Origin of the sequence: Brachybacterium sp. SW0106-09, from assembly GCF_001293905.1 — a bacterium.
In the GTDB taxonomy this organism is placed as follows: Bacteria; Actinomycetota; Actinomycetes; order Actinomycetales; family Dermabacteraceae; genus Brachybacterium; species Brachybacterium conglomeratum.
The window spans coordinates 39,224-64,715 of sequence record NZ_BCAK01000018.1; the positions used below are offsets into that span (position 1 = coordinate 39,224).

Annotated in this window: 19 protein-coding genes; 14 read left to right on the forward strand and 5 right to left on the reverse strand. The window is 72.8% G+C overall.

Annotated features, from left to right (window positions below; translation table 11 throughout):
* Nucleotides 1–231 precede the first annotated feature (231 nt).
* From ileS to Y09_RS09310, 3 genes are all read left to right on the forward strand, one after another.
* The gene (gene ileS, locus Y09_RS09300; protein WP_053917462.1) at nt 232–3,528 is read left to right on the forward strand and encodes an isoleucine--tRNA ligase; all 3,297 of its coding nucleotides are present in this window, start codon (nt 232–234) and stop codon (nt 3,526–3,528) included.
* 279 nt (nt 3,529–3,807) lie between these two features.
* The gene (locus tag Y09_RS09305; RefSeq protein WP_053917463.1) at nt 3,808–5,268 is read left to right on the forward strand and encodes an S-layer homology domain-containing protein; all 1,461 of its coding nucleotides are present in this window, start codon (nt 3,808–3,810) and stop codon (nt 5,266–5,268) included.
* A gap of 145 nt (nt 5,269–5,413) precedes the next feature.
* A complete protein-coding gene (locus tag Y09_RS09310; RefSeq protein WP_053917464.1) occupies nt 5,414–5,854 on the forward strand; it encodes a hypothetical protein in 441 nt (146 codons plus the stop codon).
* A gap of 60 nt (nt 5,855–5,914) precedes the next feature.
* On the opposite strand, the gene Y09_RS09315 is transcribed toward Y09_RS09310, so the two are convergent.
* Nucleotides 5,915–7,528 carry an alpha/beta hydrolase gene (locus Y09_RS09315; RefSeq protein ID WP_053917465.1) on the reverse strand — a complete coding sequence of 538 codons (1,614 nt, stop codon included), beginning with the start codon at nt 7,526–7,528 and terminating at the stop codon, nt 5,915–5,917.
* 358 nt (nt 7,529–7,886) lie between these two features.
* Between Y09_RS09315 and Y09_RS09320 the strand changes: the two genes are divergently transcribed.
* From Y09_RS09320 to ftsY, 5 genes are all read left to right on the forward strand, one after another.
* Nucleotides 7,887–9,236 (forward strand): folylpolyglutamate synthase/dihydrofolate synthase family protein, encoded by a 1,350-nt coding sequence (locus Y09_RS09320; protein ID WP_053917466.1) that lies wholly within the window; start codon nt 7,887–7,889, stop codon nt 9,234–9,236.
* 5 nt (nt 9,237–9,241) lie between these two features.
* Nucleotides 9,242–9,646, forward strand: coding sequence for a DUF4233 domain-containing protein (locus tag Y09_RS09325; RefSeq protein ID WP_053917467.1), 405 nt, complete (start codon nt 9,242–9,244; stop codon nt 9,644–9,646).
* A 35-nt stretch (nt 9,647–9,681) separates the two neighbouring features.
* On the forward strand, nt 9,682–10,107 hold the full coding sequence (gene ndk / locus Y09_RS09330; RefSeq protein WP_053917468.1) for a nucleoside-diphosphate kinase: 426 nt from the start codon (nt 9,682–9,684) through the stop codon (nt 10,105–10,107).
* A 108-nt stretch (nt 10,108–10,215) separates the two neighbouring features.
* On the forward strand, nt 10,216–10,380 hold the full coding sequence (locus Y09_RS17525) for a hypothetical protein (RefSeq protein WP_159419648.1): 165 nt from the start codon (nt 10,216–10,218) through the stop codon (nt 10,378–10,380).
* A gap of 137 nt (nt 10,381–10,517) precedes the next feature.
* On the forward strand, nt 10,518–12,023 hold the full coding sequence (gene ftsY / locus Y09_RS09335; RefSeq protein WP_053917469.1) for a signal recognition particle-docking protein FtsY: 1,506 nt from the start codon (nt 10,518–10,520) through the stop codon (nt 12,021–12,023).
* A gap of 70 nt (nt 12,024–12,093) precedes the next feature.
* Here ftsY and Y09_RS09340 read toward each other — a convergent pair whose 3' ends face one another.
* Entirely contained in the window at nt 12,094–13,485 is a 1,392-nt protein-coding gene (locus Y09_RS09340) for an acetamidase/formamidase family protein (protein ID WP_082358739.1), read from the reverse strand.
* Nucleotides 13,486–13,772: 287 nt separating this feature from the next.
* Between Y09_RS09340 and amt the strand changes: the two genes are divergently transcribed.
* From amt to Y09_RS09355, 3 genes are read left to right on the forward strand one after another with little or no spacing between them, the layout of a single operon-like run.
* Nucleotides 13,773–15,200 (forward strand): ammonium transporter, encoded by a 1,428-nt coding sequence (amt, locus tag Y09_RS09345; protein WP_053917470.1) that lies wholly within the window; start codon nt 13,773–13,775, stop codon nt 15,198–15,200.
* Entirely contained in the window at nt 15,197–15,535 is a 339-nt protein-coding gene (locus tag Y09_RS09350) for a P-II family nitrogen regulator (protein WP_010551331.1), read from the forward strand. The genes amt and Y09_RS09350 overlap by 4 nt, the downstream gene beginning before the upstream one ends.
* Nucleotides 15,525–17,882: an HD domain-containing protein gene (locus tag Y09_RS09355; protein ID WP_053917471.1), complete on the forward strand. Its 2,358-nt coding sequence runs from the start codon at nt 15,525–15,527 to the stop codon at nt 17,880–17,882. The genes Y09_RS09350 and Y09_RS09355 overlap by 11 nt, the downstream gene beginning before the upstream one ends.
* A 134-nt stretch (nt 17,883–18,016) precedes the next feature.
* Here the strand turns inward: Y09_RS09355 and Y09_RS09360 are convergent, their stop codons facing one another.
* From Y09_RS09360 to Y09_RS09370, 3 genes are all read right to left on the reverse strand, one after another.
* Nucleotides 18,017–19,048: a methionine synthase gene (locus Y09_RS09360; RefSeq protein ID WP_053917472.1), complete on the reverse strand. Its 1,032-nt coding sequence runs from the start codon at nt 19,046–19,048 to the stop codon at nt 18,017–18,019.
* The gene (locus Y09_RS09365) at nt 19,045–20,043 is read right to left on the reverse strand and encodes a putative oxygenase MesX (RefSeq protein WP_053917502.1); all 999 of its coding nucleotides are present in this window, start codon (nt 20,041–20,043) and stop codon (nt 19,045–19,047) included. Before Y09_RS09365 ends, Y09_RS09360 begins: the two co-directional genes overlap by 4 nt.
* A 179-nt stretch (nt 20,044–20,222) precedes the next feature.
* Nucleotides 20,223–21,176, reverse strand: coding sequence for a LysR family transcriptional regulator (locus Y09_RS09370; RefSeq protein WP_053917473.1), 954 nt, complete (start codon nt 21,174–21,176; stop codon nt 20,223–20,225).
* Nucleotides 21,177–21,274: 98 nt separating this feature from the next.
* Between Y09_RS09370 and ffh the strand changes: the two genes are divergently transcribed.
* From ffh to Y09_RS09385, 3 genes are all read left to right on the forward strand, one after another.
* Complete coding sequence (gene ffh, locus Y09_RS09375) at nt 21,275–22,873, forward strand: signal recognition particle protein (protein ID WP_010551337.1); 1,599 nt, start codon at nt 21,275–21,277, stop codon at nt 22,871–22,873.
* Between the two features lie 293 nt (nt 22,874–23,166).
* The gene (locus tag Y09_RS09380) at nt 23,167–24,090 is read left to right on the forward strand and encodes a DUF559 domain-containing protein (RefSeq protein ID WP_053917474.1); all 924 of its coding nucleotides are present in this window, start codon (nt 23,167–23,169) and stop codon (nt 24,088–24,090) included.
* A 126-nt stretch (nt 24,091–24,216) separates the two neighbouring features.
* Nucleotides 24,217–25,338, forward strand: a complete 1,122-nt coding sequence (locus Y09_RS09385) for an amidohydrolase family protein (protein ID WP_053917475.1) — start codon at nt 24,217–24,219, stop codon at nt 25,336–25,338.
* Nucleotides 25,339–25,492: the final 154 nt, after the last annotated feature.

Below are 25,492 nucleotides of genomic sequence, written 5' to 3' on the forward strand. Positions count from 1 at the left end.
GGAGAGCCGCGGGAAGAACAGCACGAGCACGCTCCGCGAGGACAGGCGCCGCGCCCAGTAGAACCCGCCGGGACCAGCCCGTCACAGCTGAGGAACGAGGGGAGGCCCCCGCGTCGGCAGAGTCGGCGCGAGCGGCATCAACCGAGGTGGTACCGCGCCGCCGGCCCGCGCCGGGAGCGTCCTCGGGCAGCAGTCCGCCCGCCGCCCCTGTTCCGCCTCGGAGGTTGTCCCATGGTCTACCCGGTCTCCGGAGACCCGCTCGTCCCCTCGCCGCACCTGCCCGCGCTCGAGAACGCGATCCAGGAGTTCTGGCGCACCGACGACACCTTCCGCGCGTCCATCGCCCAGCGCGAGGGCGCCGACGAGTTCGTCTTCTACGACGGCCCGCCCTTCGCCAACGGCCTGCCCCATTACGGGCACCTGCTCACCGGCTTCGTCAAGGACGTCGTGCCGCGCTTCCGCACCATGGACGGGCTGAAGGTCGACCGCCGCTTCGGCTGGGACACCCACGGCCTGCCCGCCGAGCTGGAGGCGATGCGGGAGCTCGGGATGACCGAGAAGTCCGAGATCGAGGACATGGGCCTGCAGGCCTTCAACAACGCCGCCCGCGCCTCCGTGCTGAAGTACACGAAGGAGTGGGAGGAGTACGTCACCCGCCAGGCCCGCTGGGTCGACTTCGAGAACGACTACAAGACCCTCGACGTCACCTTCATGGAGTCGGTGCTGTGGGCGTTCAAGACCCTGCACGACAAGGGCCGCGCCTACGAGGGCTACTACGTCCTCCCGTACTGCTGGAAGGACCAGACGCCGCTGTCCGCCCACGAGCTGCGGATGGACGACGACGTCTACCAGGAGCGCCAGGACCAGACCGTCACCGTCACCTTCCCCTTCACCGGCGAGAAGGCCGAGCAGCTGGGACTGGCGGGCGTGAAGGCGCTCGCCTGGACGACCACGCCCTGGACCCTGCCCACCAACTTCTCCCTCGCCGTCGGCCCCGAGCTCGAGTACGCGGTGCTGCCGGCCGGCCCGCTCGGCACCGCCGACGGCGCCGCCGCGGGCGAGGGCCGCTACCTGCTGGCCGCCGCGCTCGTCGGCGCGCACGCCAAGGAGCTCGGCTACGAGAGCGCCGAGGACGCCGTCGCCGCGATCGAGGAGCGCCGCTTCGCGGGCAACGAGCTCGAGCACATGACCTACCAGCCGCTGTGGACGGTCTACTCCGAGGACCGCGCCAAGTGGGGCACCGAGAACGCCTGGATCGTCACCGTCGCCGACTACGTCTCCACCGACGACGGCACCGGCGTGGTCCATCAGGCCACCGCCTACGGCGAGGTCGACCAGCAGGTCAACGCCGCCTACGGCATCCCCGTCATCGTCTCCGTCGACGAGGGCGCGCAGTTCCACGACTACTTCCGCGGCACCGAGCTCGACGAGATCGCCGGTCTGCAGGTGTTCGAGGCGAACCGCCCGATCATCCGCAACCTCCAGCGCGAGGGCCGCCTGCTGCGCGAGACCAGCTACGTGCACTCCTACCCGCACTGCTGGCGCTGCCGGAACCCGCTGATCTACAAGGCCGTCTCCTCCTGGTACGTGAAGGTCGCCGACCAGCGCGAGCGGATGCTCGAGCTCAACGAGCAGATCGACTGGGTGCCCGGCAACGTCAAGCACGGCCAGTTCGGCAAGTGGCTCGAGGGCGCCCGCGACTGGGCCGTCTCCCGCAACCGCTACTGGGGCACCCCGATCCCGGTGTGGAAGAGCGACGACCCCGACCACCCGCGCGTCGAGGTCTACGGCTCCCTCGCCGAGATCGAGGAGGCCTTCGGCACCCTCCCGCGCGACGAGCACGGCGAGGTCAACCTCCACCGCCCCTACATCGACGAGCTCACCCGCCCGAACCCCGACGATCCCACCGGGACGTCCACGATGCGCCGCGTCACCGACGTGTTCGACGTCTGGTTCGACTCCGGCTCCATGCCCTTCGCGCAGGTGCACTACCCCTTCGAGAACGGCGACTGGTTCGAGGGCCACAACCCCGCGGACTTCATCGTGGAGTACATCGGGCAGACCCGCGGCTGGTTCTACGTCATGCACGTGCTGTCCACCGCGCTGTTCGACCGGCCCGCCTTCACCTCCGTCATCTGCCACGGCATCGTCCTCGGCGAGGACGGGCAGAAGATGTCCAAGTCGCTGCGCAACTACCCCGACGTGCGCGAGATGTTCGACAAGTACGGCGCCGACGCGATGCGCTGGTTCCTCATGTCCTCGCCGATCCTGCGCGGCGGCAACCTGGTCGTGGACGAGCCGAAGATCCGCGACGCCACGCGCCAGGTCGTGCTGCCGCTGTGGAACGTCTGGTACTTCCTGGCGCTGTACGCCAACGCGGCGGGAGAGAAGGACGCCTCCGGCCGGCCGACGGGACACCGCGGCGCCGCCCGGTACGACTCCACCGACGTGATGGACCGCTATCTCCTCTCCCGCACCGGCGACCTGGTGCGCGGGGTGCGGGCCTCCTTCCGCGAGCTCGCGATCGCCGACGCCGCCGAGCAGATCCAGGACCACCTGGACATGCTCACCAACTGGTACGTGCGCCGCTCCCGCGACCGCTTCTGGGAGGGCGATGCGCAGGCCATCGACGTGCTGGCCACCTGCCTGGAGACCCTGCTGCAGGTCGCCGCGCCGCTGCTGCCGATGGTCACCGAGGAGATCTGGAAGGAGCTCACCGGCGGCCGCTCCGTGCACCTGACCGACTGGCCCGACGACTCCCTCTTCCCCCGCGACGAGCAGCTCGTCGCCCAGATGGACGACGTGCGCGCGATCGCGAGCGCCGGCAACGCGCTGCGCAAGAAGGAGGGCCTGCGCGCCCGCCTGCCGCTCGCCGAGCTGACCGTCGTCCACCACGACCCCGCCTCGCTCGAGCCGTTCACGGCGATCATCGCCGACGAGCTGAACGTGAAGCACGTGCGCCTGCTGGACGTCACCAGCGAGGAGGCGCAGGGCATGGGCGTGGAGCAGAAGCTCACCGTCAACGCCCGCGCCGCCGGGCCGCGGCTGGGCAAGCAGATGCAGGGCGCGATCAAGGGCTCCAAGACCGGGGACTGGTCCGTGGCCGAGGACGGCACCGTCACCTCCGGCGGGATCGCGCTCGAGGAGGGGGAGTACTCCCTCGACCTCGTCGCCGGTGAGAGCGCTGCGCTCGAGGGCCGTACCGTCGGCGTGCTGCGCGGCGGCGACTTCCTCGCCCTCGACATCCGTCTCACCGACGAGCTCGAGGCGGAGGGCACCGCCCGCGACGTGGTCCGCGCGACCCAGTCCGCGCGCCGCGAGGCGGGGCTGGACATCTCCGACCGGATCCGACTGACCGTGGACGGCGACGAGCCCGTCGTCGCCGCGGTCGCCGCCCACCGCGAGCTGGTGGCGGGGGAGGTCCTCGCGCTCGAGCTCGAGGTCCCCGCGCGGCCCGCCGAGGGCGCGCACGAGGCGAGCGAGAAGGTCACCGGAGGCACCGTCACCGTCTCGGTGCAGCGGGCCTGAGGCGGGACGGGGCGGCGTGAGGAGCGCCGCCCCGTCGGCCCTCCCGCGCGGTCCTGGCAGCCCGCCCGCGCCGTCCCGGCTGCTCGCCCGGGCTGTCCCGTCGGCCCTCCCGCGCGTCCCGATCACAGCGGTGGACGTCAGTTCGCCCGCTTCGTGACGATTTACGACCCGGTTCGGGTCACGACTGCGTATCGGCTGGTCAGGGTGGGTTTCTGGGCATCTGTCGGACGTATCATGGTGAGGGATCCAGCTGGGGATCCCCCATCCCCAGGAGATCGCATGTCCACGCCCGTCCCCGCCCGGTCCTCCTCGACGACCGCTCCGACGCGGGCTCGTCGGCGTCTCGCGCTCCTCGTGCTCGCCGTGCTGATCGCCTCCGCCGGCGTCCTCGGCGCGGCCCCCGGCTCCGAGGCCCGCACCCCGCCCGCCGGCCTCGGCGGCTTCGTCCCCGGCACCCTCATCAGCGATGCGCAGATGTTCGCGGGCACCTCCATGACCGCCGCGCAGGTCGACGCGTTCCTCGACCAGAAGGGCGCGAGCTGCACCCGCGGCACCGACGGCGCCGACTGCCTCAAGAACCTCCGGATGGACACCCCGCAGCGAGCGAAGGACGCCTACTGCGCCGCGATCCCCGCGAAGAAGGCGGCGAGCGCCGGGACGATCATCGCGGACGTCGCCCGCGCCTGCAGCATCAGCCCCAAGGTGCTCCTGACCATGCTCCAGAAGGAGCAGGGCCTCGTCACCACGCGCAATGCGACCCCGAAGATGCTGCGGGAGGCGCTCGGCTTCGGCTGCCCCGACTTCCAGACCTGCGACCCGAGGTATGCCGGCTTCGCCCAGCAGATCTACAACGCCGGGGTGCGCCTGCAGGCGTACGGCGACCCGGCTCGCGGCTACCGCTACCAGGCGGGCCGCACCTACGACATCCAGTACAGCCCCTACGCCTTCTGCGGCTACGGGAAGGTGACCATCTCGAACCGGGCCACCGCCGCGCTGTACAACTACACCCCCTTCACCCCCACCCAGGCGACCCTCGACGCGGGCTCCGCGGCCGTGCCCGACGACGTCTGCGCCACCTACGGCAACCGCAACTTCTACCGCCTGTACTCGCAGTGGTTCGGCTCCCCGACGGGCGCGAGCACCTCGCGGTACCCGGTCGCCGCGCCGCTCGGGAAGAAGCCCGCGGCCCCCTTCGCGGACGTCCCCTACGACACCACGATCTTCTTCACCGAGATCGCCTGGATGAAGCACATGGGCTATTCCACGGGGTGGGGGAGCGGCGCGAGCGCCGTCTACCGCCCCTACGACCCGATCAAGCGCGACGCTGTGATCGCCTTCCTGTACCGGGCGGCGGGCTCGCCCGCGTTCACCCCGCCGAAGGTCTCGCCCTTCAAGGACGTGAACTCGAAGGACACGATCTTCTACAAGGAGATCACCTGGGCTCACTCGGTGGGGCTCGCGCAGGGCTGGCCCGACGGCACCTTCCGCCCCTACGAGCCGATCAAGCGCGACGCCATGGCCGCGTTCCTCCACCGTGCCGCCGGTGCGCCCGCGTTCACGGGCCCGACCCGGTCCCCCTTCACGGACGTGCACCGGGGCTCGGAGGTCTTCTACGACGAGATCACCTGGATGGCTGCGAACGGCTACTCCACCGGATGGTCCGACGGCACCTTCCGCCCCTACGAGCCGATCAAGCGCGACGCCGTCGCCGCCTTCGTCTACCGCTGGAAGGTCGCCTGAGCGGAGGGCCGATCGTCGCCCCATGCGCCTCAGCGCCCCTGTCTCCGGCCGCCTCCCCGTCGTCGGCCTCACTGCCCGCAGGGTCCTGACACCGGCCTCGCCGGATGGCACCCTGTGGGGATCGAGGACAGGGGAAGGGGAGGTCATGGCCGGCATCACGAGGCGACGCACCATGCTCCTGGCGGCGGGGACACTCGCTGTCGGCCCGCTCACCGGCTGCGGCGGCAGCGGGCGGGTCCGTCGAGTCACCACGGCGGTGCTCGAGGTCGAGGGCGTGGCCGGGTGCGAGATCGAGAGCGGCATGAACGGCACCTTCCGTCGACTCCTGCACGGACGGATCGACCTCGCGGCCGAGGAGCGCAGGGACGCGTTCACGATCTACGACGACGCGATGCGCGCGGTCGTCACGACCCTGCACGAGGGGGACGAGACCGAGGGGAACATCTCCGTCGGCGGGATCATGGGCTTGCTCGCCGGTGTCGAGGAGTTCACGGCCAGGGACCTCGAGCCGGACATGGCCGTCGAGGACTACCGACTGGAGCAGGTGGGCGCGAGCGCGCTCTACGCGAGATACGGGCTGACCTGAGCCGGGGCCCGCGGCGCCCGCCCGGGTCCTCCGCCCGCGGGACCCGGCCCTGCCTCGCGCTCACCGTAGGTCCTTCCGACCCACCACGACCACGACGTCCTCCACGACCGTGACCCCGTCGCCGACATAGGTCCCCTCCAGGTCCTCCTGCAGCGCGGCGAGCACAGGGTCGGTCCCGGACCCTGCCTGCAGGCTGCCGTGATAGCCGCCGGTCGGGTCCACGCCCTGCTCCGTGCGCAGCACCGACTCATGGGCGTTCTCGAGCGGGGAGGCCCCGCCGAGAGCGGGAGCCGGCGCCTCGAGCACCACCTCGCGGACAGCGGGGGAGGAGACGCGGCTGCCGTCGATCCGGTACCCGGCCAGGTCCAGCAGCGGCACCGGATCGGCGATCCGCAGCGGCGCCGGCCAGGTCGCGGGATGCCGCAGCAGCAGGGACGGCTCGAGCGCCGAGCTGTGTGAGACGTTGACCGTGCTGGTCGAGGCCTGCGCCGGCACCACCGTCCCCACCGGGGACCCGACCGAGAAGCTGTGGGTGATGTCGTAGCTGCCCGGTGCTCCGTCGGCCCGGTTGACGCCGGGGTCCGCCGCCAGATGCGCGGCTGTCAGCCCGCCCTGCGAATGGCCCACGACCATCACCCGCGCCCCGTCGGGGACCCCTGCCGCGGCCATCGCCGTGCGGATATCGGCCATCGCCGCGGACTCCTGCCCGGCCATGGTCCGCAGGTTCGAGTCCCAGCCGGCGGAGTTCCCCTGCGGCCCCCAGGAGTCGGGATCCCAGATCGGCGCGCCCCCGGTCGGCGGGGCGTGGACGATGAACGCCTCGCCCCCGTCCCGGCCGCGCACGGTCTGGATCCGCACCCGCCCCGCCGCGGCACCGTCCCGGTCGGCGTCGCCGGGGACGCCTGCGAGCGGTCGGCGGGCCTCGTCGTTCGCCGCGACGAGGTCGGCGAGGCCGCGCGGAGCCGTGCTCGAGGGGACCTCCACCACGGCGTGCACGGTGACGTCGGTGCGTGGGTCGAGGAGACCGGTGTCGGTCACGGTCTCCACCGGTGCGAGCGCGATCGCGCCGCTGAGGAGGAGGGTGCTCGCGCCGAGCCGGGCGAGGGTGGGGGCATCCCCGCCCGCCGCCCAGTCCTCGAACATCCCGCCGAGGTGTCCGAGCTCGTCCTGGACCCGGTCGATCCCGTCCGGGTCGCCGCCGAGCCCGACCACGACGCCCGTGAGCTCCGCGGTGCCGAGCGCGACCCCGGCGCCGAGGGCGTCGGAGACGAGGGCGGCGGATGCGGGAGCGCCGAGGAGGGGGAGGGACGCCGCGGCGGAGGGACCCGCGAGGAGACGTCCTCCTGCTCCGGCGGGGGCGAGCGCACGGCCCGAGGAGGCCACGCCGTGCCCGTCGGCCGCCGACGCGCGCTCCTGCGCCACGGCCTCGACGCGGAGACGGCGGGCGAGGAGATCCAGGAGCTCGCCGGCCTCGCGCAGACGGCCCTGGGACAGCAGGGAACAGCGGAGCCGGAAGGCGTCGGCGTCCGGGCCGTGCCAGGTCGCGGCGCCGACGGCGTCGTCGACCCTCTCGCGCAGCCCCGCGAGCCGGTCGGCGGCCGCCTCCAGACTGTCGGCCTGCAGGCGGCATCGGTCCGTGTCCATGCCGAGCATCGCGTCGGCTCCGTCCCCCATGCCGTCCCTCCCGTCTCCTCGCCCAGCCGAGCCCGTGGATCGGCGTCCTCCGCCCCGACGGCGCCGGCGCTCGCGGTCAGGCTAGGGAGGCCGCGGTCGAGCACGAGCGGGGGAGGGCCGGGCTGTGGACGACCGCGACGTGGGGAGGAGCGGTCGCCCGTGCCCCGACCGTCCGTGCCCCGACCGTCTGTGCCCCGACCGTCTGTGCCCCGGACGTCCGGTCCCCGGCTGCCCGCGCCCCGGGGTCGCCCGGTCCCCGGGTCCCAGGTGCCCCTCGTACACTGATCCGGCCCGTCCCGCCCCGCACCCAGGAGCCGCAGTGCCCAGTTCTCCCCGCCCGGGTTCCTCCCGTCCGGCGATGTCCCCCGAGCTGCGGGAGGTCTATGCTGCGCTCCTCGAGCGCGCCCCGGAGAACCGCATCGAGCCGGACCTCAGCCGGATCCGCCGGGTGATGGAGCTGATGGGCGACCCCCAGAACTCCTACCGCTCGATCCGCATCGCCGGCACCAACGGCAAGACCACCACCGCGCGGATCCTCGAGCGGATCCTGCGCGAGGCCGGGCTGCGTACGGGCCGCACGACGAGCCCCCACCTCCACTCGCCCACCGAGCGGATCGCGATCGACGGCGCGCCCATCGACGAGGAGGGCTTCCTCCAGGCCTATCGCGACGTGGAGCCCTTCGCGCAGATGGTCGACGCCGAGTCGCAGGCCGCCGGCGGCCCGCCGCTGACCTACTTCGAGTACCTCACCGCGATGGCCTTCCAGGCCTTCGCCTCCGCCCCCGTGGACGTCGCCGTGGTCGAGACCGGCCTCGGCGGCACCTGGGACGCGACCGGCGCGGTCGACCCCGACGTCGCCGTGATCACCCCGATCTCCCTGGACCACCAGGAGTACCTCGGCGACACGATCGCCGAGATCGCGGGGGAGAAGGCCGGGATCCTCACCTCCGAGGCGATCGCGGTCCTCGCCGAGCAGCCTTACCAGGACGCGGCCGACGTGCTGCGCGAGCGCGTGGCGGAGCTCGGCGCGGAGGCCTCCGTCGAGGGGCAGCAGATCGGCGTGCTCGCCCGCACCCCGGGCGTCGGCGGGCAGATGCTCTCGCTGCAGGGGATCGCCGGCCGCTACGAGGAGGTGTTCCTCTCCCTCCTCGGCGAGCACCAGGCCCGCAACGCCCTGCTCGCCGTCGCCGCCGCAGAGGCGCTGCTGGGCGGCGGCACCTCCCCGCTGGACGACGAGCTGCTGCAGGCGGCGCTGTCGAGCGTCACCTCCCCGGGTCGTGCCGAGGTGGTGCGCCAGGCGCCGACGGTGCTGCTGGACGCCGCGCACAACCCCGCCGGCGCCCTGACCCTCGTCGCGACCGTGCGCGAGAACTTCCGCTTCACCCGCACCATCGGCGTGGTCGGCATCCTCCAGGAGAAGGAGGCCGACGACATCCTCGAGGTGCTCGAGCCGCTGCTGGACGCGGTGGTCATCACCCGCTCCAGCTCCCCCCGAGCGATCCCCGCGGACCGCCTGGCCGACATCGCCCGCGAGATCTTCGAGGACGAGGACCGGGTGCTCGAGCAGGAGAGCCTGCCCGATGCGATCCAGATCGCGGTCGACCTCGCCGAGGCCGACGGCGACCAGTTCGGCGGCGTGGTCGTCGCCGGGTCCGTCACCCTCGCCGCCGAGGTCCGCGACCTGCTCGGCGTCCCCGAGGAGGTGTGAGAGAGATGGACCTCGACCTCACCCCCTCCCCCCGCTCCCACGGCGCACAGCGGATGATCACCGCGACGGTGCTCGTGTGCGAGGCGCTCGTCGTCTTCTTCGCGGTGCTCGTCGCCCATCAGCTCGCCCCCGACGACCGGGCCCTGACCTGGACCTGGGGGCTCGTCACCGCGATCGCCCTGCTGCTGAACGGGGGGCTGCTAAGCCGCGGCGCCTGGGCCTACTGGCTGGCCCTCGCCCTCCAGATCCCGGCGATCCTGCTCGGCCTCCAGGTCTCTGCGATGTGGGTGATCGGCCTCGGCTTCGCCGCCATGCTCGCCTACGGCATCGTCAAGGGCCGCCAGCTGGACCGTGAGAAGGACGCCGTGGACGCGAGGCTGCTGGCCTCGGACGGGACGGACGAGCGCTGACATGACCACGGCTGACCTGTGGGTACCCTGATCCCATGACCGCACAGCGCACTCTCGTCCTGCTCAAGCCCGACGCCGTCCAGCGCAGCCTGCGCGGCGAGATCCTCCGCCGCATCGAGGCGAAGGGCTACGACATCGTCGCCCTCGCCCAGCGCACCGCCACCGCCGAGGAGCTCGCCGCCCACTACGCCGAGCACGAGGGCAAGCCCTTCTACCCCGGCCTCGTGGAGTACATGGGCGCCGCCCCGCTCGTCGCGCTCGTCGTCGAGGGCGTGAACGTCATCAAGGGCTTCCGCTCCCTGGCCGGCGCCACCAACCCCACCGAGGCCGCGCCCGGCACCATCCGCGGCGACCTCGCCTGCGAGCAGGACCTCCCCGTCATCCAGAACCTCGTCCACGGCTCCGACTCCGAGGAGTCCGCCGAGCGGGAGATCGGGATCTGGTTCCCGGGCCTCGGCTGAGCCCTGCGATCGGCGGGCCGTGCAGGCCCGTCGGTCCCCGCGGTCCCCGGTGACGCGCCGTCCAGGACGCTCCCGGGGACCGCGCCGTCGTCGGTGCACAATATGGGCATGCAGCTGCCCTTCGTCGTCGTGCTCTTCCTGATCCTCGCCGTTGTCCTGGCCGTGGTGATCCTGGCAGTCGTCGCGATGCCCCATCTGCGCCTCCCGCGCGAGGACGAGGACGGCACGGCCGCGGAGCATCCGCGCCACACCTCCCGCACCGGTCGCGGCTGACCCCGCCCCGTCCGTGGGGCGGCGGCGATGCAGGTCGCGCCCGGATCCGGGACTCACGCAGGGAGGGGCCCGCGACGGCCCTAGACTGGCAGCTGTCCTCGCCGCATCGCCGGCTTCCCCGACCTCGGAGGTGACCCGTGGATCCCGATGCCCTACTCGCCCTGATCGCCGGAGGCGGCGGTGGTGTCGTCGTGCTCGGCGTCGGTGCCTGGGCCTACATCCGCAGCCGCGGCCGCTCGTCATCCTCGAAGGACCGCGACGAGCAGCGTGGCGGTGAGGACTCCTCGAGGAGCGAGCCCGGCTCCACCACCGGCACCGCGACCGCGGTCAAGGAGCGACCCGCCGCCCCGACCTGGGCGGATACACTCTCCGCCCCGGCCCCGAAGACCGCCGAGCGGCCCGCCGCGGGCGAGCAGGCGCCGGACGGTGCCGCTCCTGCCGAGAAGACCGCCCCCGCCGAGGACGTCCCCTTCGATCAGGAGGCGCCCGAGGCCCCCGCCGCGTCCGCACCGGCCGACGCTCCCGCCGAGACGGCCCCGGCCGACACCGCCGGGACCGGCACGGCGGAGCCCGACACCTCCGGGACCGACGCCGCCGCTCCGACGGAGACCGCACAGGCCGGGACCGCGCAGCCCGAGGCCCCGGCCGAGGACGCCACCACGACCGCCCCCGCCGGCCCCGTCATCGAGACCCCCGAGGCACCCGAGAGCCGCATGCTGCGCCTGCGCGAGCGGCTCTCCCGCTCCGGCGCCCTCGGCCGCGGCATCCTCACCCTCCTCACCCGCTCCACGGTCGACGAGGAGACCTGGGACGAGATCGAGGAGACGCTGCTGATGGCCGACCTCGGCCCGGCCGCGACCGACGAGATGCTCGAGAACCTCAAGCGACGCATCCAGGTGCTCGGCACCGACGACGTGGCCGCCGTGCGCGAGGTGCTGCGCGAGGAGCTCGTCGCGCTCGTGGACCCGGACCTGGACCGCCGCCTCGCCGCGACCCGCCGCACTGCCGAGGACGGCACCGAGGTCCCCTCCGTGCTGCTCATGGTCGGCGTCAACGGCACTGGCAAGACCACCACCGTCGGCAAGCTCGCCCGCGTGCTCGTGGCCGCGGACCGCACCGTCGTGCTCGGCGCGGCCGACACCTTCCGCGCCGCCGCCGCCGACCAGCTCGAGACCTGGGGCTCCCGGGTCGGCGTGGACACCGTCCGCGCCGACCGCGACGGCGCCGACCCCGCCGCCGTCGCCTTCGACGCCGTGAAGAAGGGCATCGAGCAGGAGGTCGACGTGGTCATCATCGACACCGCCGGCCGCCTGCAGAACAAGAAGGGCCTGATGGACGAGCTCGGCAAGGTGCGCCGGGTCGCCGAGAAGGGCCTGCACGGCGACGAGGTCGCCGAGGTGCTGCTCGTCATCGACGCCACCACCGGCCAGAACGGCATGCAGCAGGCGAGGGTGTTCTCCGAGGCCGTGCACATCACCGGCATCGTGCTCACCAAGCTCGACGGCACCGCCAAGGGCGGCATCGTCGTCAACGTCCAGCGCGAGCTCGGCGTGCCCGTGAAGATGGTCGGCCTCGGCGAGGGCATGGACGACCTCACCCCCTTCGACCCGCACGGCTTCGTCGACGCGCTGCTGGAAGGCTGAGCGCTCCCCGGCCCCGCACCTCCCGGACGGCCCGGGCGATCCCCAGCGATCGCCCGGGCCGTCCCGCGTCTCAGGCGAAGTGGCTCTTGGCGATGATCCCGTGCACCCCGACGGTGCGGTCCACGACCTGGGAGATCGTGAAGTCCGCGGCGGCGGAGAGATAGGCGTAGGCGATCGCGCGGTCCATGCCGAGCTCCTGCTCCAGGAACTCCAGCGCGTTGACGACGGCGGTGCGCAGGGCGACGTCGAGGTCGCTGCCCTGGCCGTCGACCGACCCGTCGGGATCGGACAGCCCGATCGGGATCCACGCGTCGGCGGTCTCCGCGAAGGGATGGCGGTGCGCGAGCCGCGGCGCGTCCCCCTCGCCCTCCTTGCACACCGTCAGACGGAAGGTGCCGCGCAGCGAGCCCTCCATAGCGGTCAGCGCCACCTCCCCGTCGCCCATCGCATGGTGCGGGTCGCCGACGTAGAACAGGGCGCCGGGGGCGTGCACCGGCAGGTAGAACGTGGAGCCGGGGCCCAGCAGCCGGATGTCGATGTTGCCGCCCCCGAGGGTCGGCGGGATCGAGTTGGCGGAGGGGTCCGAGGGGGAGGAGGCCTCGGCGCGGGCGACGCCCATCATCCCCATGAAGGGCCTCAGCGGGAACCTGGCCGCCCCGCCGTCGAAGGTCATCACGCCGTGGCCGTCCTCGATCGGGGTGAACACCGAGACGTTGCCCCAGGCCATCGGGTCGGCCGTACCCCGGCCGTCCGTCGACGCCGCCGGCATCACCTGCTCGAGGGACGCACCCTCCGACGCGGCGCCGTCGGCGGTGAGCGCGAGCGCTCCCTTGCCGTGCCGGCTGGAGACCACGCCGTAGGGGACGCGGGGGACCGCCTCGAGGGTCTCGATCTTCAGGACGTCGCCGACCTCGGCGCCCTCGACGGCGATGGGCCCGGTGACCACGTGAGGGCCGTCGGCGGCGAAGTCACGGGCGGTGCGGTCGTAGTCGGCGGCGATCGCGATCGCGTCCTCGAGCACCGAGCCGGCCTCCACGCCGTGCGCGCCGAAGAACTCCAGCGGGTCCCGGCCCTGGTCCTCGAGGATCCCCTCGTGGGAGACCGCATCGATCGTCACGGTCTCGCCGGAGCGAACGGTCAGCACCGGATCGGAGTGGACGGTGGGCACATAGCCCCACATCACCTGGTCCGTCTCCGAACCGAGGTAGTGGTCGCCTGGGATCTCTCCTCGTCCCGGCTGCAGGATCTGCCCGGCCCCGGAGGGCGGCGTCGGATCCCCGGTCGCGGGCTCCCCGGACGACGGGGCGCAGGCCGACATCAGCGCGCCGCTCGCCCCGAGGGCCGCGGCGACCTGCAGCATCTGCCGTCGGCCCACCTCGCGTCGGAGCGTGGAGGCGGCATGCCGCGCGAAGCGGTCCGAGGAGAGGTCGTCGGTCGGCAGCGGGGCCGTCGATGGGGTCACGGGCGGGATCGTCTCCTCGAGGTCGTCCGCCGAGGGGCGGAGCGGAGTGCTCCCGCGACGCTGCGGAGGGCTCGGCGGGTGCCGTCGGGCCGACGCTAGGCGGCGGGCCCGGCGCGTGTCCTGCCCCGTTCCATGTCCCGGAACATCCGGTCACGGAACGGTCACGGCGACCCTCCCGCCTAGGCGATCCCCGGCAGAGCCCGCACTCTGAGGGCACGGCCCGCCCGGCCGTACGGCAGGTCGGCACCTCGATCCCGGCCGCCGGCCCTCCTCTGACTGGAGCCGCCATGGACTTCACCCTCGACACGGGGGCGACCGCCTGGATCCTCACCAGCGCGGCGCTCGTGCTGCTGATGACCCCCGGCCTGTCCCTCTTCTACGGAGGCATGGTGCGCGCCCGCACCGTGCTGAACATGATGCTGATGTCCTTCAGCGCCATCGCCGTGGTCGCGATCGCCTGGACCGTCGCCGGATACTCGATCGCCTTCGGCACCGACGTCGGCGGCCTGTTCGGGAATCCGCTGGAGTTCCTGGGCCTGGCCGGCACCGACGACCAGTCCCTCCTCGCCGAGAGCGGCGTGCCCTTCCTGGTCGCCGCGGGCTTCCAGATGACCTTCGCGATCATCTCCACCGCCCTGATCTCCGGCGCGATCGCCGACCGCGTCAAGCTCGGCACCTGGCTGGTCTTCGCCGCGCTGTGGGTGCTGATCGTGTACGCACCCCTGGCCCACATGGTCTGGGGCGGCGGCCTGCTCAGCGGCGACGGCCCCTTCGCCGCGATCGCCGAGCCGGTCGACTTCGCCGGCGGCACCGTGGTCCACATCAACGCCGGCGTCGCCGGTCTCGTGCTCGCCCTGGTTGTCGGAGCGCGCAAGGGCTTCGGCAAGGAGCCGATGAAGCCCCACAACCTGCCGCTGGTCATGCTCGGCGCGGCCCTGCTGTGGTTCGGCTGGTTCGGCTTCAACGGCGGCTCCGCCGGCACGGCCGACGGGACCGCAGGCCTGGCCTGGATCAACACCACGGTGGCCACGGCGGGTGCAATGCTCGGCTGGGCCCTCGTGGAGCGGATCCGCGACAAGCACGTCACCTCTCTCGGCATGGCCTCGGGCGTCGTCGCCGGCCTGGTCGCGATCACCCCGGCCGCCGCCGCGCTCACGCCGCTCACCTCGATCGTGCTCGGTCTCGCGGCAGGTCTCGCCTGTGCGCTCGCCGTCGGCCTGAAGTACCGCTTCGGCATCGACGACTCGCTCGACGTGGTCGGCGTGCACCTGGTCGGCGGCCTCGTCGGCACCATCGGGATCGGCTTCCTCGCCGTGGACGGCGGTCTCCTCCTCGGCGGCGGCGCGAGCCTGCTGCTTGTCCAGACCCTCGTCGCGATCGTGGCCATGCTGATCTCCGCGGTGCTGACCCTCGCCATCGCCCTGGTGCTCAAGCACACGATGGGCTGGCGGATCCCCGAGGCCGACGAACGGGCCGGGATCGACATCACCCATCACGCCGAGGCCGGATACGATCTGGTCGGCGCCCTCGCCTCCCGCCGGGACCGCTCCTCGGTCGTCGGCACCGTCGGCTCCGCCGCCTTCCCGCCCGCGGACCCCGGCCCCGAGCCCCGCAACCAGGCCCCCGGCGACCCCGTCGCGGACCCGGTCCCCGCCGCAGGCGGCCCCGCCGCCGAGCAGCCCGCCCGTCCCGCCGTCGCAGGAGAGCCCCGATGAAGCTGATCACCGCGATCATCCAGCCGCACGCCCTGCAGGACGTCACCGACTCCCTGCGCGAGTACGGGGTCACCGGCCTGACCGTCACCGAGGTCGCCGGGTACGGCCGCCAGGGCGGCCACACCGAGGTCTACCGCGGCGCCGAGTACACGATCGACACCATCCCCAAGATCAAGGTCGAGGTGCTGGCCCTGGAGAGCGACGAGTCCGCGATCATCGACCTGATCCTCGCCGCCTCCCGCAGCGGGAGGATCGGCGACGGGAAGATCTGGACCACCGACGTCGGCACCGCGGTGCGCGTGCGCACCGGGGAACGGGGTGCGGATGCCCTCTGAGGAGCTCGCCTCCCGCCGGATCACCCAGGTGCTCCACGAGGGCTTCGCGGACCCCTCCGCCGGTCCCTCTCGCAGGCTCGCCCAGTCCGACCTCGTCGACGACTGGCTGCGCACCCTGTGGGAGCGGGCCGGCGAGGCCGTGCCCGGACGGGGCAGCGGAGCGGCGCTCGCCGCCATCGGCTCGCTGGGCCGGCGCTCGCTCGGCCCCGCGAGCGACCTCGACCTCGTGCTGCTGGTGGACCCCGCCCGGGTGAGCACCGAACGCGCAGCCGAGCTCGCCGGGGCGATGTGGTACCCGATCTGGGACTCCGGCACCTCCCTGGACCACTCGGTGCGCAGCCCCGAGGAGTGCGAGCAGGTCGCCGCTGCCGACCTGCGCACGGCGATCGCGCTGCTGGACCTGCGGCACATCGCCGGGGACGCGCAGCTCGTCGAGGACACCGCCGCCCGGGTCCGCGCCCGATGGCGGCGCGAGGCGCGCCGACGGGTCGGGGAGGTGGTCGACCTCGCCGCCGACCGCGACCGGCGCTACGGCTCCCTCGCCCACGCCACCGAGCCGAACCTCAAGTCCGACCGCGGCGGGCTGCGCGACATCACCGTGATCCGGGCGCTCGCCGAGAGCTGGCTGGCCGACCACGACCACGAGGTCGTCGACGCCGCCTCGCGCACCCTCCGGGACGCGCGCGACGCGCTGCAGGCCGTCACCGGCGCCTCGGGCACCCGCCTGGGCCGCGCCGACCAGGACGCCGTCGCGGCGCTGACCGGGCACGCCACCGCCGACGACCACCACGCCGTCCTCGCCGACGCCGCCCGGGCCGTGACCTGGGAGCTGCACCGCGCGGTGCGCGCCGCGGAGGCCGCGATCGCTCCCGGCGGCAGCGCCACCCGCGGCGTCGGCACCGCGCGACGCCCCGCCCTCGAGCGTCTCCCGCACGGCGTGATCGTCCAGGCCGGGGAGGTGTCCGTCGACCCGTCCTCGCGGGATCTGCTGCGGGACGTGGCCGCGGTGCGCCACGCCGCGACGACGGGGCTCCCGCTGGCCGAGGCGACCCTCGCCCGCATGGCGCAGGAGCCCGTGGCGCCGCTGCTGCCCGCCCAGCGCGACGTGCTCGTCGACGCCCTCGCCGGGGAGCACCTCGCCGACGCCTACGAGGCCCTCGACGTCAAGGGCGTGTTCTCCCGCTGGGTGCCGGGCTGGTCGGAGATCCGCAACCGGCCCCAGCGCTCGGCCGTGCACCGCTTCACCGTGGACCGCCACCAGATCGAGACCGTGCTCGAGGCGCAGCGCTTCCTGTCCCGCGTCAGCCGACCCGACCTGCTCCTGGTCACCGCCCTGCTGCACGACCTCGGCAAGCGCCCCGGGGCGCGGGACCACGCCGCCGAGGGCGCGCCGCTCGCCGAGACCGCGGCTCGCCACCTCGGCTTCGACAGGGCCGATGCCCGCACGATCGCGACCCTCGCGCGCGAGCACCTGACCCTGGTGGGCCTCGCCACCGGCCGCGACCTCGCCGACCCCACGACCCTGCGCGAGCTGCTGCGGGCGGTGGACGAGGACCTCGACACCCTCGAGCTGCTGCGGGCGCTGACCGAGGCCGACGCGATCGCCGCCGGTCCCTCGGCCTGGTCCACCTGGCGCGCCGACCTCGTCGACCACCTCACCGATCTAGGGCGCGACGCGCTGCGCGGCACCGAGACCGCGCCCCGCACCCGGCTGGCCCCGCAGCGCTCCGCCCAGGAGGCGGTGCTGGCCGCGGTGCGCCGCAGCGACAGCGCGCAGGTCATCTATCCCGCCCCGCTGGACGACGAGCCGATCTCGCAGCTCTGCCTCGGCGCCCCCGACGGCGCCGGGGTCTTCGCGGCGATGGCGCGGGTGCTGGTGCGGCTGCGACTGGACGTGCACAGCGCCGTGGTCAGCACCCAGGACGGGATCGCCGTGAACACCTGGTGGGTCACCGGCACCCAGGCCGACCTCCCGCACCCCTCCGTGGTGCGTTCGGCCCTGGACCGGGAGCTGGCGCACCGGGACCGGGCCGACGCCCGGGTGCTCGAGCTCCCACCGGCCCCGCCGCTGCGGACCACCGAGGACGCCCCGGTGGTGACGCTCCTGCCCGGCGCCTCGCGCGAGGCGACCGTCGTGCAGGTCAACGCCCGCAACCGTCCCAGCCTCCTGGCCGACGTCGCCGAGACGATCACCGTCCACGGGCTGCAGGTGCGCAGCGCCCACGTGATGACCCTCGGCCGGCGCGCGGTGGACGTGCTGTACCTGACCGATCAGCACGGCCGCGCCCTGGACCCGCCGACCGTCGGCCGGATCGTCGCGGCCCTGATGGACGCCGCCTCGACCTGAGCCGGCCGGGTCGGCGTCGCCGCGCAGGCTGGGCCGCGGCGCAGGCTCCGCTGCGGCGCAGGCTCCGTCGCGACGCGGGGTCGGCGCCCTTCGCCGGGCCCGGCTCCCTCCGCCCGCCCCGCGGCGGCGCGGACTCAGCCCCCCGCGAGCTCGGCGCGCAGAAGCGCCGTCCCCGCGGCGAGCGCCCGCATCTTGCCCTGCGCGACGGTGCGGGACAGCGGCGCCATGCCGCAGTTCGTGCTCGGGCAGAGATTCTCCGGTTCCACGAAGGCGAGGGCCCGGCGGAGGGTGTCGGCGACCTCCTCGGGGGTCTCGACCCGCGGATCGGCGACGTCGATCGCGCCGAGCATCACCTTCTTGCCGCGCAGCAGCTCGACGAGCTCCATCGGGACGTGCGAGCCGCGGCTCTCGAGGGAGACCGTGTCGATCACCGAGTCGCGCAGCAGCGGGAAGGTCTCCTCGTACTGGCGCCACTCCGTGCCCAGGCTCGCCTTCCAGTCGGTGTTGGCCTTGATGCCGTAGCCGTAGCAGATGTGCACGACGGTCTCGGCGCGCAGCCCCTCGGCCGCCCGCTCGAGGACCTCCACGCCCCAGTCCCGCACGTCGTCGAAGAAGACGTTGAAGGCGGGCTCGTCGAACTGGATGATGTCCACGCCCGCCGCCTCCAGCCCCCGCGCCTCCTGGTTGAGGAGGGCCGCGAACTCGCGGGCGAGCTCCTCGCGGCTGCCGTAGTGCGCGTCGTACAGCGTGTCGATCATGGTCATCGGGCCGGGCAGCGCCCACTTGAGGGGCTTGTCCGTCCGCGTGCGGAGGGAGGCCGCGTCGTCGACGAAGACGGGCCGCTCACGACGCACCGGACCGACGACCGTCGGGACGCTCGCGTCGTAGCGATCGCGGATGCGCACCGTCTCGCGACGTGCGAAGTCGACGCCGCTGAGATGCTCGATGAAGGTGGTGACGAAGTGCTGGCGGGTCTGCTCCCCATCGCTGATCACGTCGAGGCCGGCCACGGCCTGCTCGGCCGCGGCCAGGTGCAGCGCATCGCGCCTGCCCTCGTCCAGCTCTGCGCCCTCGAGACGCCAGGGGGACCAGAGCGTCTCGGGCTCGGAGAGCCACGAGGGCTTGGGGAGGCTGCCGACGATCGAGGTGGGGAGGAGGGTGCTCATCGGACGACCTCCTCGGCCAGCCACTGCTCGAGGTGCTCCTGGTGCGGCGCGATCAGCCGCTCCTGGATGAACCTGCCCTGGGTCACGCCGAGACGGCTGCGCTCCTCGCGGTCGTACACGATCCCCGTGTCCGCGTGGTCGGTGCTGCCCAGGCTCGGCCGGTACACCTCCCCGGCGCTCTCGCGGGCGTTGTAGATCTCGGGGCGATAGATCCGCTGGAACGTCTCCATCGTGGCGATCGTGCCGATGAGCGCCAGGTCGGAGTGATCGGCGAGCAGATCGCCCTCGAAGTAGAACGCCAGCGGGGCGACGGCGCCGCGGGGCTTGAAGCACCGCACCTGCAGCCCCATCCGCGCGAAGTAGAGATCGGTCAGGGAGGAGCCGTCGGCCTCGTACTCGTCGCCGAGCACCGGATGCGGCGCGCCGATGCGGCGATAGGTTCGACTGGTGGAGACGCTGATGCAGACCACGGGCGGGCCGGCGAAGCGCTCGCGATAGGCGTCCGAGGAGAGGAAGCGGCGGAAGAGCCTGCCGTGCAGCACGCCGAAGTCCTCCGGCACGCCGCCGCCGGATCCCGCGTCGCCTGTGGCCTGCTGATGGGCGGGCAGGCGCACGCTGAAGTCGTGGTCCCGCACGTAGGAGGAGAAGTTGTTCCCGGTGATCCCCGGCAGGCGCTCGCCGGTCTCGCGGTCCAGGATCCGCACGTCGAGCATCTCGATCAGCGGGAGCCCCTCACCGCCGTCGGCGGGATCCGCCCCTGCGCTCAGGTGCAGGTCCGCCGAGACGATGTCGAGCTCCACGGCGTAGCGGTCCCCGCCGCCCGCGAGCTCGTTCGCGCGCTCGTCGATCATGCGCAGGGCGCGGCGGAGGTTCTCGCGGCGATGCTCCCCGCGGGCGAGGTTGGCGAAGTTCGTGGTGATCCGCGAGCCGCTCGAGGGGACGTAGTCCTCGTCGAAGCGGGTCGTGCGGATGCTGAAGGAGAAGTCGGTCGTCATCATGCCCCCGGTCGTCGTGGTGGGAGCGAGCGTACGCAGAACCACCCGCCATAGTGTCATCACGACACTTGGGGGCTCTTCATAGGTGCTGTCTATGGTGACGGATCGGTCCCGGCGTCGGGGCGGTCGCCATGGCGGGGACGGCCCCGGTCGCAGGGGCTCCGGCGGCGGAGCGGCCGCTACGACAACGGCTCGACCCCGAAGCTCGAGACCACCTCGCGCATCTCGGCGACGAACCGCTCCGCCTGACCGGTCAGCGGCGCGGAGGCATGGCCGATCCAGCCGATCTCGATGCGCTCGTCCACCTCGAGCGGCACGGCCACGATGGACGGGTCCAGGTCGTCGGAGACGATCCCGGTGGAGATCGTGTAGCCGTCCAGCCCGATCATCAGGTTGAAGATCGTGGCCCGATCGCTGACCCGGATGTCCTGCGCGGCCGAGCGCGTGGAGAGGATCTCCTCGGCGAAGTAGAAGGAGTTGTCCGTCCCCTGGTCGAAGGTGAGCCGGGGCAGGCCCTCGAGGTCCTCGAGGGTGACCCGTCGGCGCGAGGCCAGCGGGTTCGTGCGGGCGACGAAGATGTGCGGGGTCGCCAGGAACAACGGCGTGAAGACGAGCTCGGAGTCGCGCAGCAGCTTGTCGATGACCTTGCGGTTGAAGTCGCTGCGGTAGAGGACGCCGAGCTCGCTGCGCAGCGTCCGCACGTCCTCGATGATGTCCGCGGTGCGGGTCTCGCGCAGCGTGAACGCGTACTCCGCCGCCTCCGAGGCCTTCACCATCCGCACGAACGCCTCGACCACGAAGGAGTAGTGCTGCGCGGAGACCGCCAGCAGGCGGCGGGCCGGAGGGCGTCCCAGATAGCGGTGCTCGAGCAGCTCGGCCTGCTCGACCACCTGACGGGCGTAGCCGAGGAACTCGATGCCGTCCTCGGTGAGGGCCGCGCCGCGCACGGAGCGGCGCAGCAGGACGCGCCCCACCCGGCGCTCGAGGTCCTTCATCGCCGCGGACATGGTCGGCTGGGACACCTGGAGCAGGTCCGCCGCCGCGGTGATGGACCCCTCCGCGGCGACCTCGACGAAGTAGCGCAGCTGCTGCAGTGTGATCCCGTGCGCCGTCCCGACGCCCCCGCGTGCCATCGGTGCAGGTTAGCTCACCGCGCGCCGGGGCCGGGCTCGGGAGTACGCGGCCCAGCCTCTACACTGGTGCGGTCCGACCGACCAAGGGGAAGCGCTTCGTGTTCAACAACCTCTCCGACCGCATCACAGAGTCGCTCAAGGGCCTGCGTGGCCACGGCCGCCTCAGCGAGGCGGACGTCGACAAGACGATCCGCGAGATCCGTCGAGCCCTGCTCGACGCCGACGTCGCGGTGTCCGTGGTGCGCACCTTCACCGCCGCGGTGCGCGAGCGCGCCCTCGGCGAGGAGGTCTCCAAGGCGCTCAACCCCGCCCAGCAGGTCGTCAAGATCGTCAACGACGAGCTGGTGCAGGTGCTCGGCGGCGAGGCCCGCGAGCTGAACTGGTCGAAGAACCCGCCCACGGTCATCATGCTCGCCGGCCTCCAGGGCGCCGGCAAGACGACCCTCGCCGGCAAGCTCGCGCAGTGGATGAAGTCCGAGGGCCACACGCCGCTGCTGATCGCCGCGGACCTCCAGCGCCCCAACGCCGTGAACCAGCTGCAGATCGTCGGCGAGCGCGCGGGCGTGCCCGTCTTCGCCCCCGAGCCGGGCAACGGCGTGGGCGATCCGGTCCTGGTCGCGATGAACGGCGTCTCCACCGCGCAGTTCCAGCAGCACGACGTGGTCATCGTCGACACCGCCGGCCGCCTCGGCATCGACGAGGAGATGATGCAGCAGGCGCGGGACATCCGCGATGCCGTGGGTCCTCACGAGACCCTCTTCGTCGTCGACGCGATGATCGGCCAGGACGCCGCGCGGGTCGCCGAGGCGTTCCGCGACGGCGTCGGCTTCACCGGCGTGGTCCTCTCCAAGCTCGACGGCGACGCGCGCGGCGGCGCGGCGCTGTCCATCACCGGCGTCACCGAGCGCCCGATCCTCTTCGCCTCCACCGGCGAGAGCCTCGACGACTTCGAGCGCTTCCACCCGGACCGCATGGCCGGCCGCATCCTCGACATGGGCGACGTGATGACCCTGATCGAGCAGGCGGAGAAGGCCTTCGACCAGAAGGAGGCCGAGAAGACCGCGGCGAAGCTCGCCTCGGGCGAGGACTTCACCCTCGATGACTTCCTGAACCAGATGCAGCAGCTCAAGAACATGGGCAGCATCAAGAAGATGCTCGGCATGCTGCCGAACATGGGGCAGTACCGTGAGGCGCTGGACAACTTCGACGAGTCCGAGATCGGGAGGATCGAGGCGATCATCCGCTCGATGACGCCCGAGGAGCGCAACGACCCCAAGATCATCAACGGCTCGCGCCGCAACCGCATCGCTCGGGGCTCCGGCACCACCGTCCAGCAGATCAACCAGCTGCTCGAGCGGTTCAAGCAGGCCCAGCAGATGATGCGCACCATGGGCCGTGGCATGTCCGGCGGCGGCGGAGGCATGCCGGGGATGCCCGGCGGTCCCGGCATGGGCATGGGCAAGAAGTCCCGAGGCCGGCAGGCCCCGCAGCGCCCCCAGGGCAAGAAGTCGAAGTCGAAGAACCCCGCCAAGGCCGCGCGCGAGCAGGCCGAGGCCGCCAAGCGCGCCGCGGAGGGCGGCGGACAGGGCGGCTCCGCGTTCGGCGGCGGCGCCAAGCAGGGCGGTCAGCCGGACCTGTCCGACTTCGACCCCAGCCAGCTCCCGCCGGAGATGCAGAAGCTCCTCGGCGGCAAGTGACCCCGCGGCGCTGACCGCCCTCCGGGCGCGGCGCCGGCTGGCAGTTCGACCTCCGGTACCAGTTCCGCCCGGCACTTCGACGTCCGGTACCAGTTACGTGGAGTTGTTCGACGCCCGGTACCGATTTTCCGGTACCTCCCGTCGAACAACTGCACAGAGTCGGCCAGGGGCACGCCGGCACTGACACGATCCGCGAGCTCCGTGCGGGACGACCGTTCCTCCCCACAGCTGGGTCGTCCCCAGCATCGACCGGAGCCGGTGCCGGGTGACGTGAGAGAGCTACGGTCCCGGCCATGGGACTGAGGCCGGAGGATCTGCAGCGGGGCGAGGTGTACCGAGGTGAGTGGCTCCTCGAGCACGGGATGCACCGGCGCCATCTCCACTCGCCCGCGATGACCCGCGTGCTCCCTACCTGCTACACGCGCACCGACCACCCGGCCGACCTGCGACGGGTGGTCCTCGCGGCCCAGGAGCTCCTCGGGTGCCCGTCGGTCGTCTCGGGGGCGACCGCCGCCGAGCTGTTCGGAGTCCGTCTGCCCCGGCGGGCTCGACGAGAGGGCGGTGCGCGCGTGCACCTGAACACCAGCGAGGGCAGCTCCCCGCGGCGCACCGAGACGCTCGTCGTCCATCGGCGAGCCGCGTCCCCGACCGTCGACCTCCACGGCGTGACCATGGTCGATCCGCTGACAGCGCTGCAGGAGATCGCCGTCGGCCTCACGCTCGACGAGCTCGTCACCGCCGTCGACTCGCTGGTCGCGGACCGCTTCGGGACTGCATGGCGCATCCCTATGACCGAGGTGAGAGAGCGGGCCGGCACGGCACGCGGCCGCGGGGCATCACGGCTGAGGGACGCCGTCGCGCTGGCCCGGGAGCGCGTCTGGTCTCCGCAGGAGACTCAGATGCATCTGCTGCTGATGCGGTGCGGACGACCCGTCACCGCGATGAACCACGAGGTGGTCGACCCCACGACCGGCATCGTCTACTACGCCGACCTCGCCTATCCGGATCGGCGCATCGCCATCGAGTACGACGGCGGCGACCACCTGACGAGCCCTGACCGGGTGAAGCACGATCACCATAAGAGCGCCGTGCTGACCGCCGAGGGGTGGACGGTCATCCGGGTGCACGCGGAGGACCTCCACGAGCCGACCGACTTCTTCCTTCGCCTCGATGCCGCGTGGGGTGCAGAGGCCGCGTCGTCATCGACATGGGGCTGAACTTCTCCGTCGACGCCGACGCCTGCCGCTCTGGCCGAGTCCAGCTGCACGTGCCGTGCCCCGCTGTTCGAGGCCGAACCCGGTGGGACGCCTCGGTCCCGGTCCCGGATCGATAGGCTCGGCGGCATGAGCACCACCGATGTCGCCGAGACCACCGCACCGATCCTCCACCTGCGCGGACCGATCCTGCTCGGCGCCGAGGAGGAGCAGGGCGGCGCCTGGGTCGTCGGCGACCGGATTCACCACGAGAAGCCCGAGCTGCCCGCCGGTGCGGAGGTCCGCGAGATCGACGGATTCGTGCTCCCCGGCCTCGCCGATCTGCACTGCCACCTCGGCATCGCCGACGGGGGAGGGGGCACTACCCTGGCCGAGGCGCGCGAGCAGGCCCTCGTCGACCGCGACTCCGGGGTGCTGCTGATCCGCGACGCCGGCTCGATCATCGACAACTCCCCGCTGCAGCAGCAGGACGACCTGCCGCGGCTGATCCGCTGCGGCCGCCATCTCGCCCGCACCCGCCGCTACCTGTTCGGCTACGCCGACGAGCTCGAGCCCGAGGACCTGCCCGCCGCCGTCACCCGCGAGGCCGGCCGCGGCGACGGCTGGGTCAAGCTCGTCGGCGACTGGATCGACCGCGGCGTCGGCGATCTGACCCCGTGCTGGGAGGCGCAGGACTTCGTCGCCGCGGCCGACGCGGCCCACGCCGCGGGCGCCCGGATCACCACCCACACCTTCGACGAGGAGACCCTCCCGCTCGTCCTCGACGCGGGCTTCGACTGCCTCGAGCACGCCACGGGCCTGACCGACGAGACGATCCGCCGTGTCGCCGAGGCGGGTATCCCGGTGGTGACCACCCTGGTGAACGTCGACGAGTTCGAGACCTACGCCTCCCAGGGCGAGAAGAAGTTCCCCGCCTATGCCGCGCACATGCGCCGCCTGCGCGCCGGCCGCTACGACCGCACCCGCGATGCCCACGACGCCGGGGTGCCGCTGCTGGTCGGCACCGATTCCGGGGGAGTGCTCGGCCACGGCATCATCCACGACGAGCTCGACGAGCTCGACGCCGCCGGGCTCTCCGCCACCGAGATCCTCGAGGCCGCGGCCTGGGCGCCGCGTCGCTTCCTCGGCGCCCCCGGGCTCGAGGACGGCGCCCCGGCGGACCTGCTCGTCGTCCCCGCCGACCCGCGCGAGGACCATCGGATCCTGCGCGAGCGCAGTCACGTGGTGCTCGGCGGTCGAGTGGTCGCGTGACCTGACCGTCCGAGCGGCCGACCGACGGGGAACGTCGCGGCGGGACGAGCGGGACGAGCGGGACAGGGCGGACGAGCGGGTCGAGCCGGTCCCGGCCGACGGACGGCGCCCGGTCGTCCGTGCGGCGCCGGCCGCGGGCCCGAACCGGACAGAG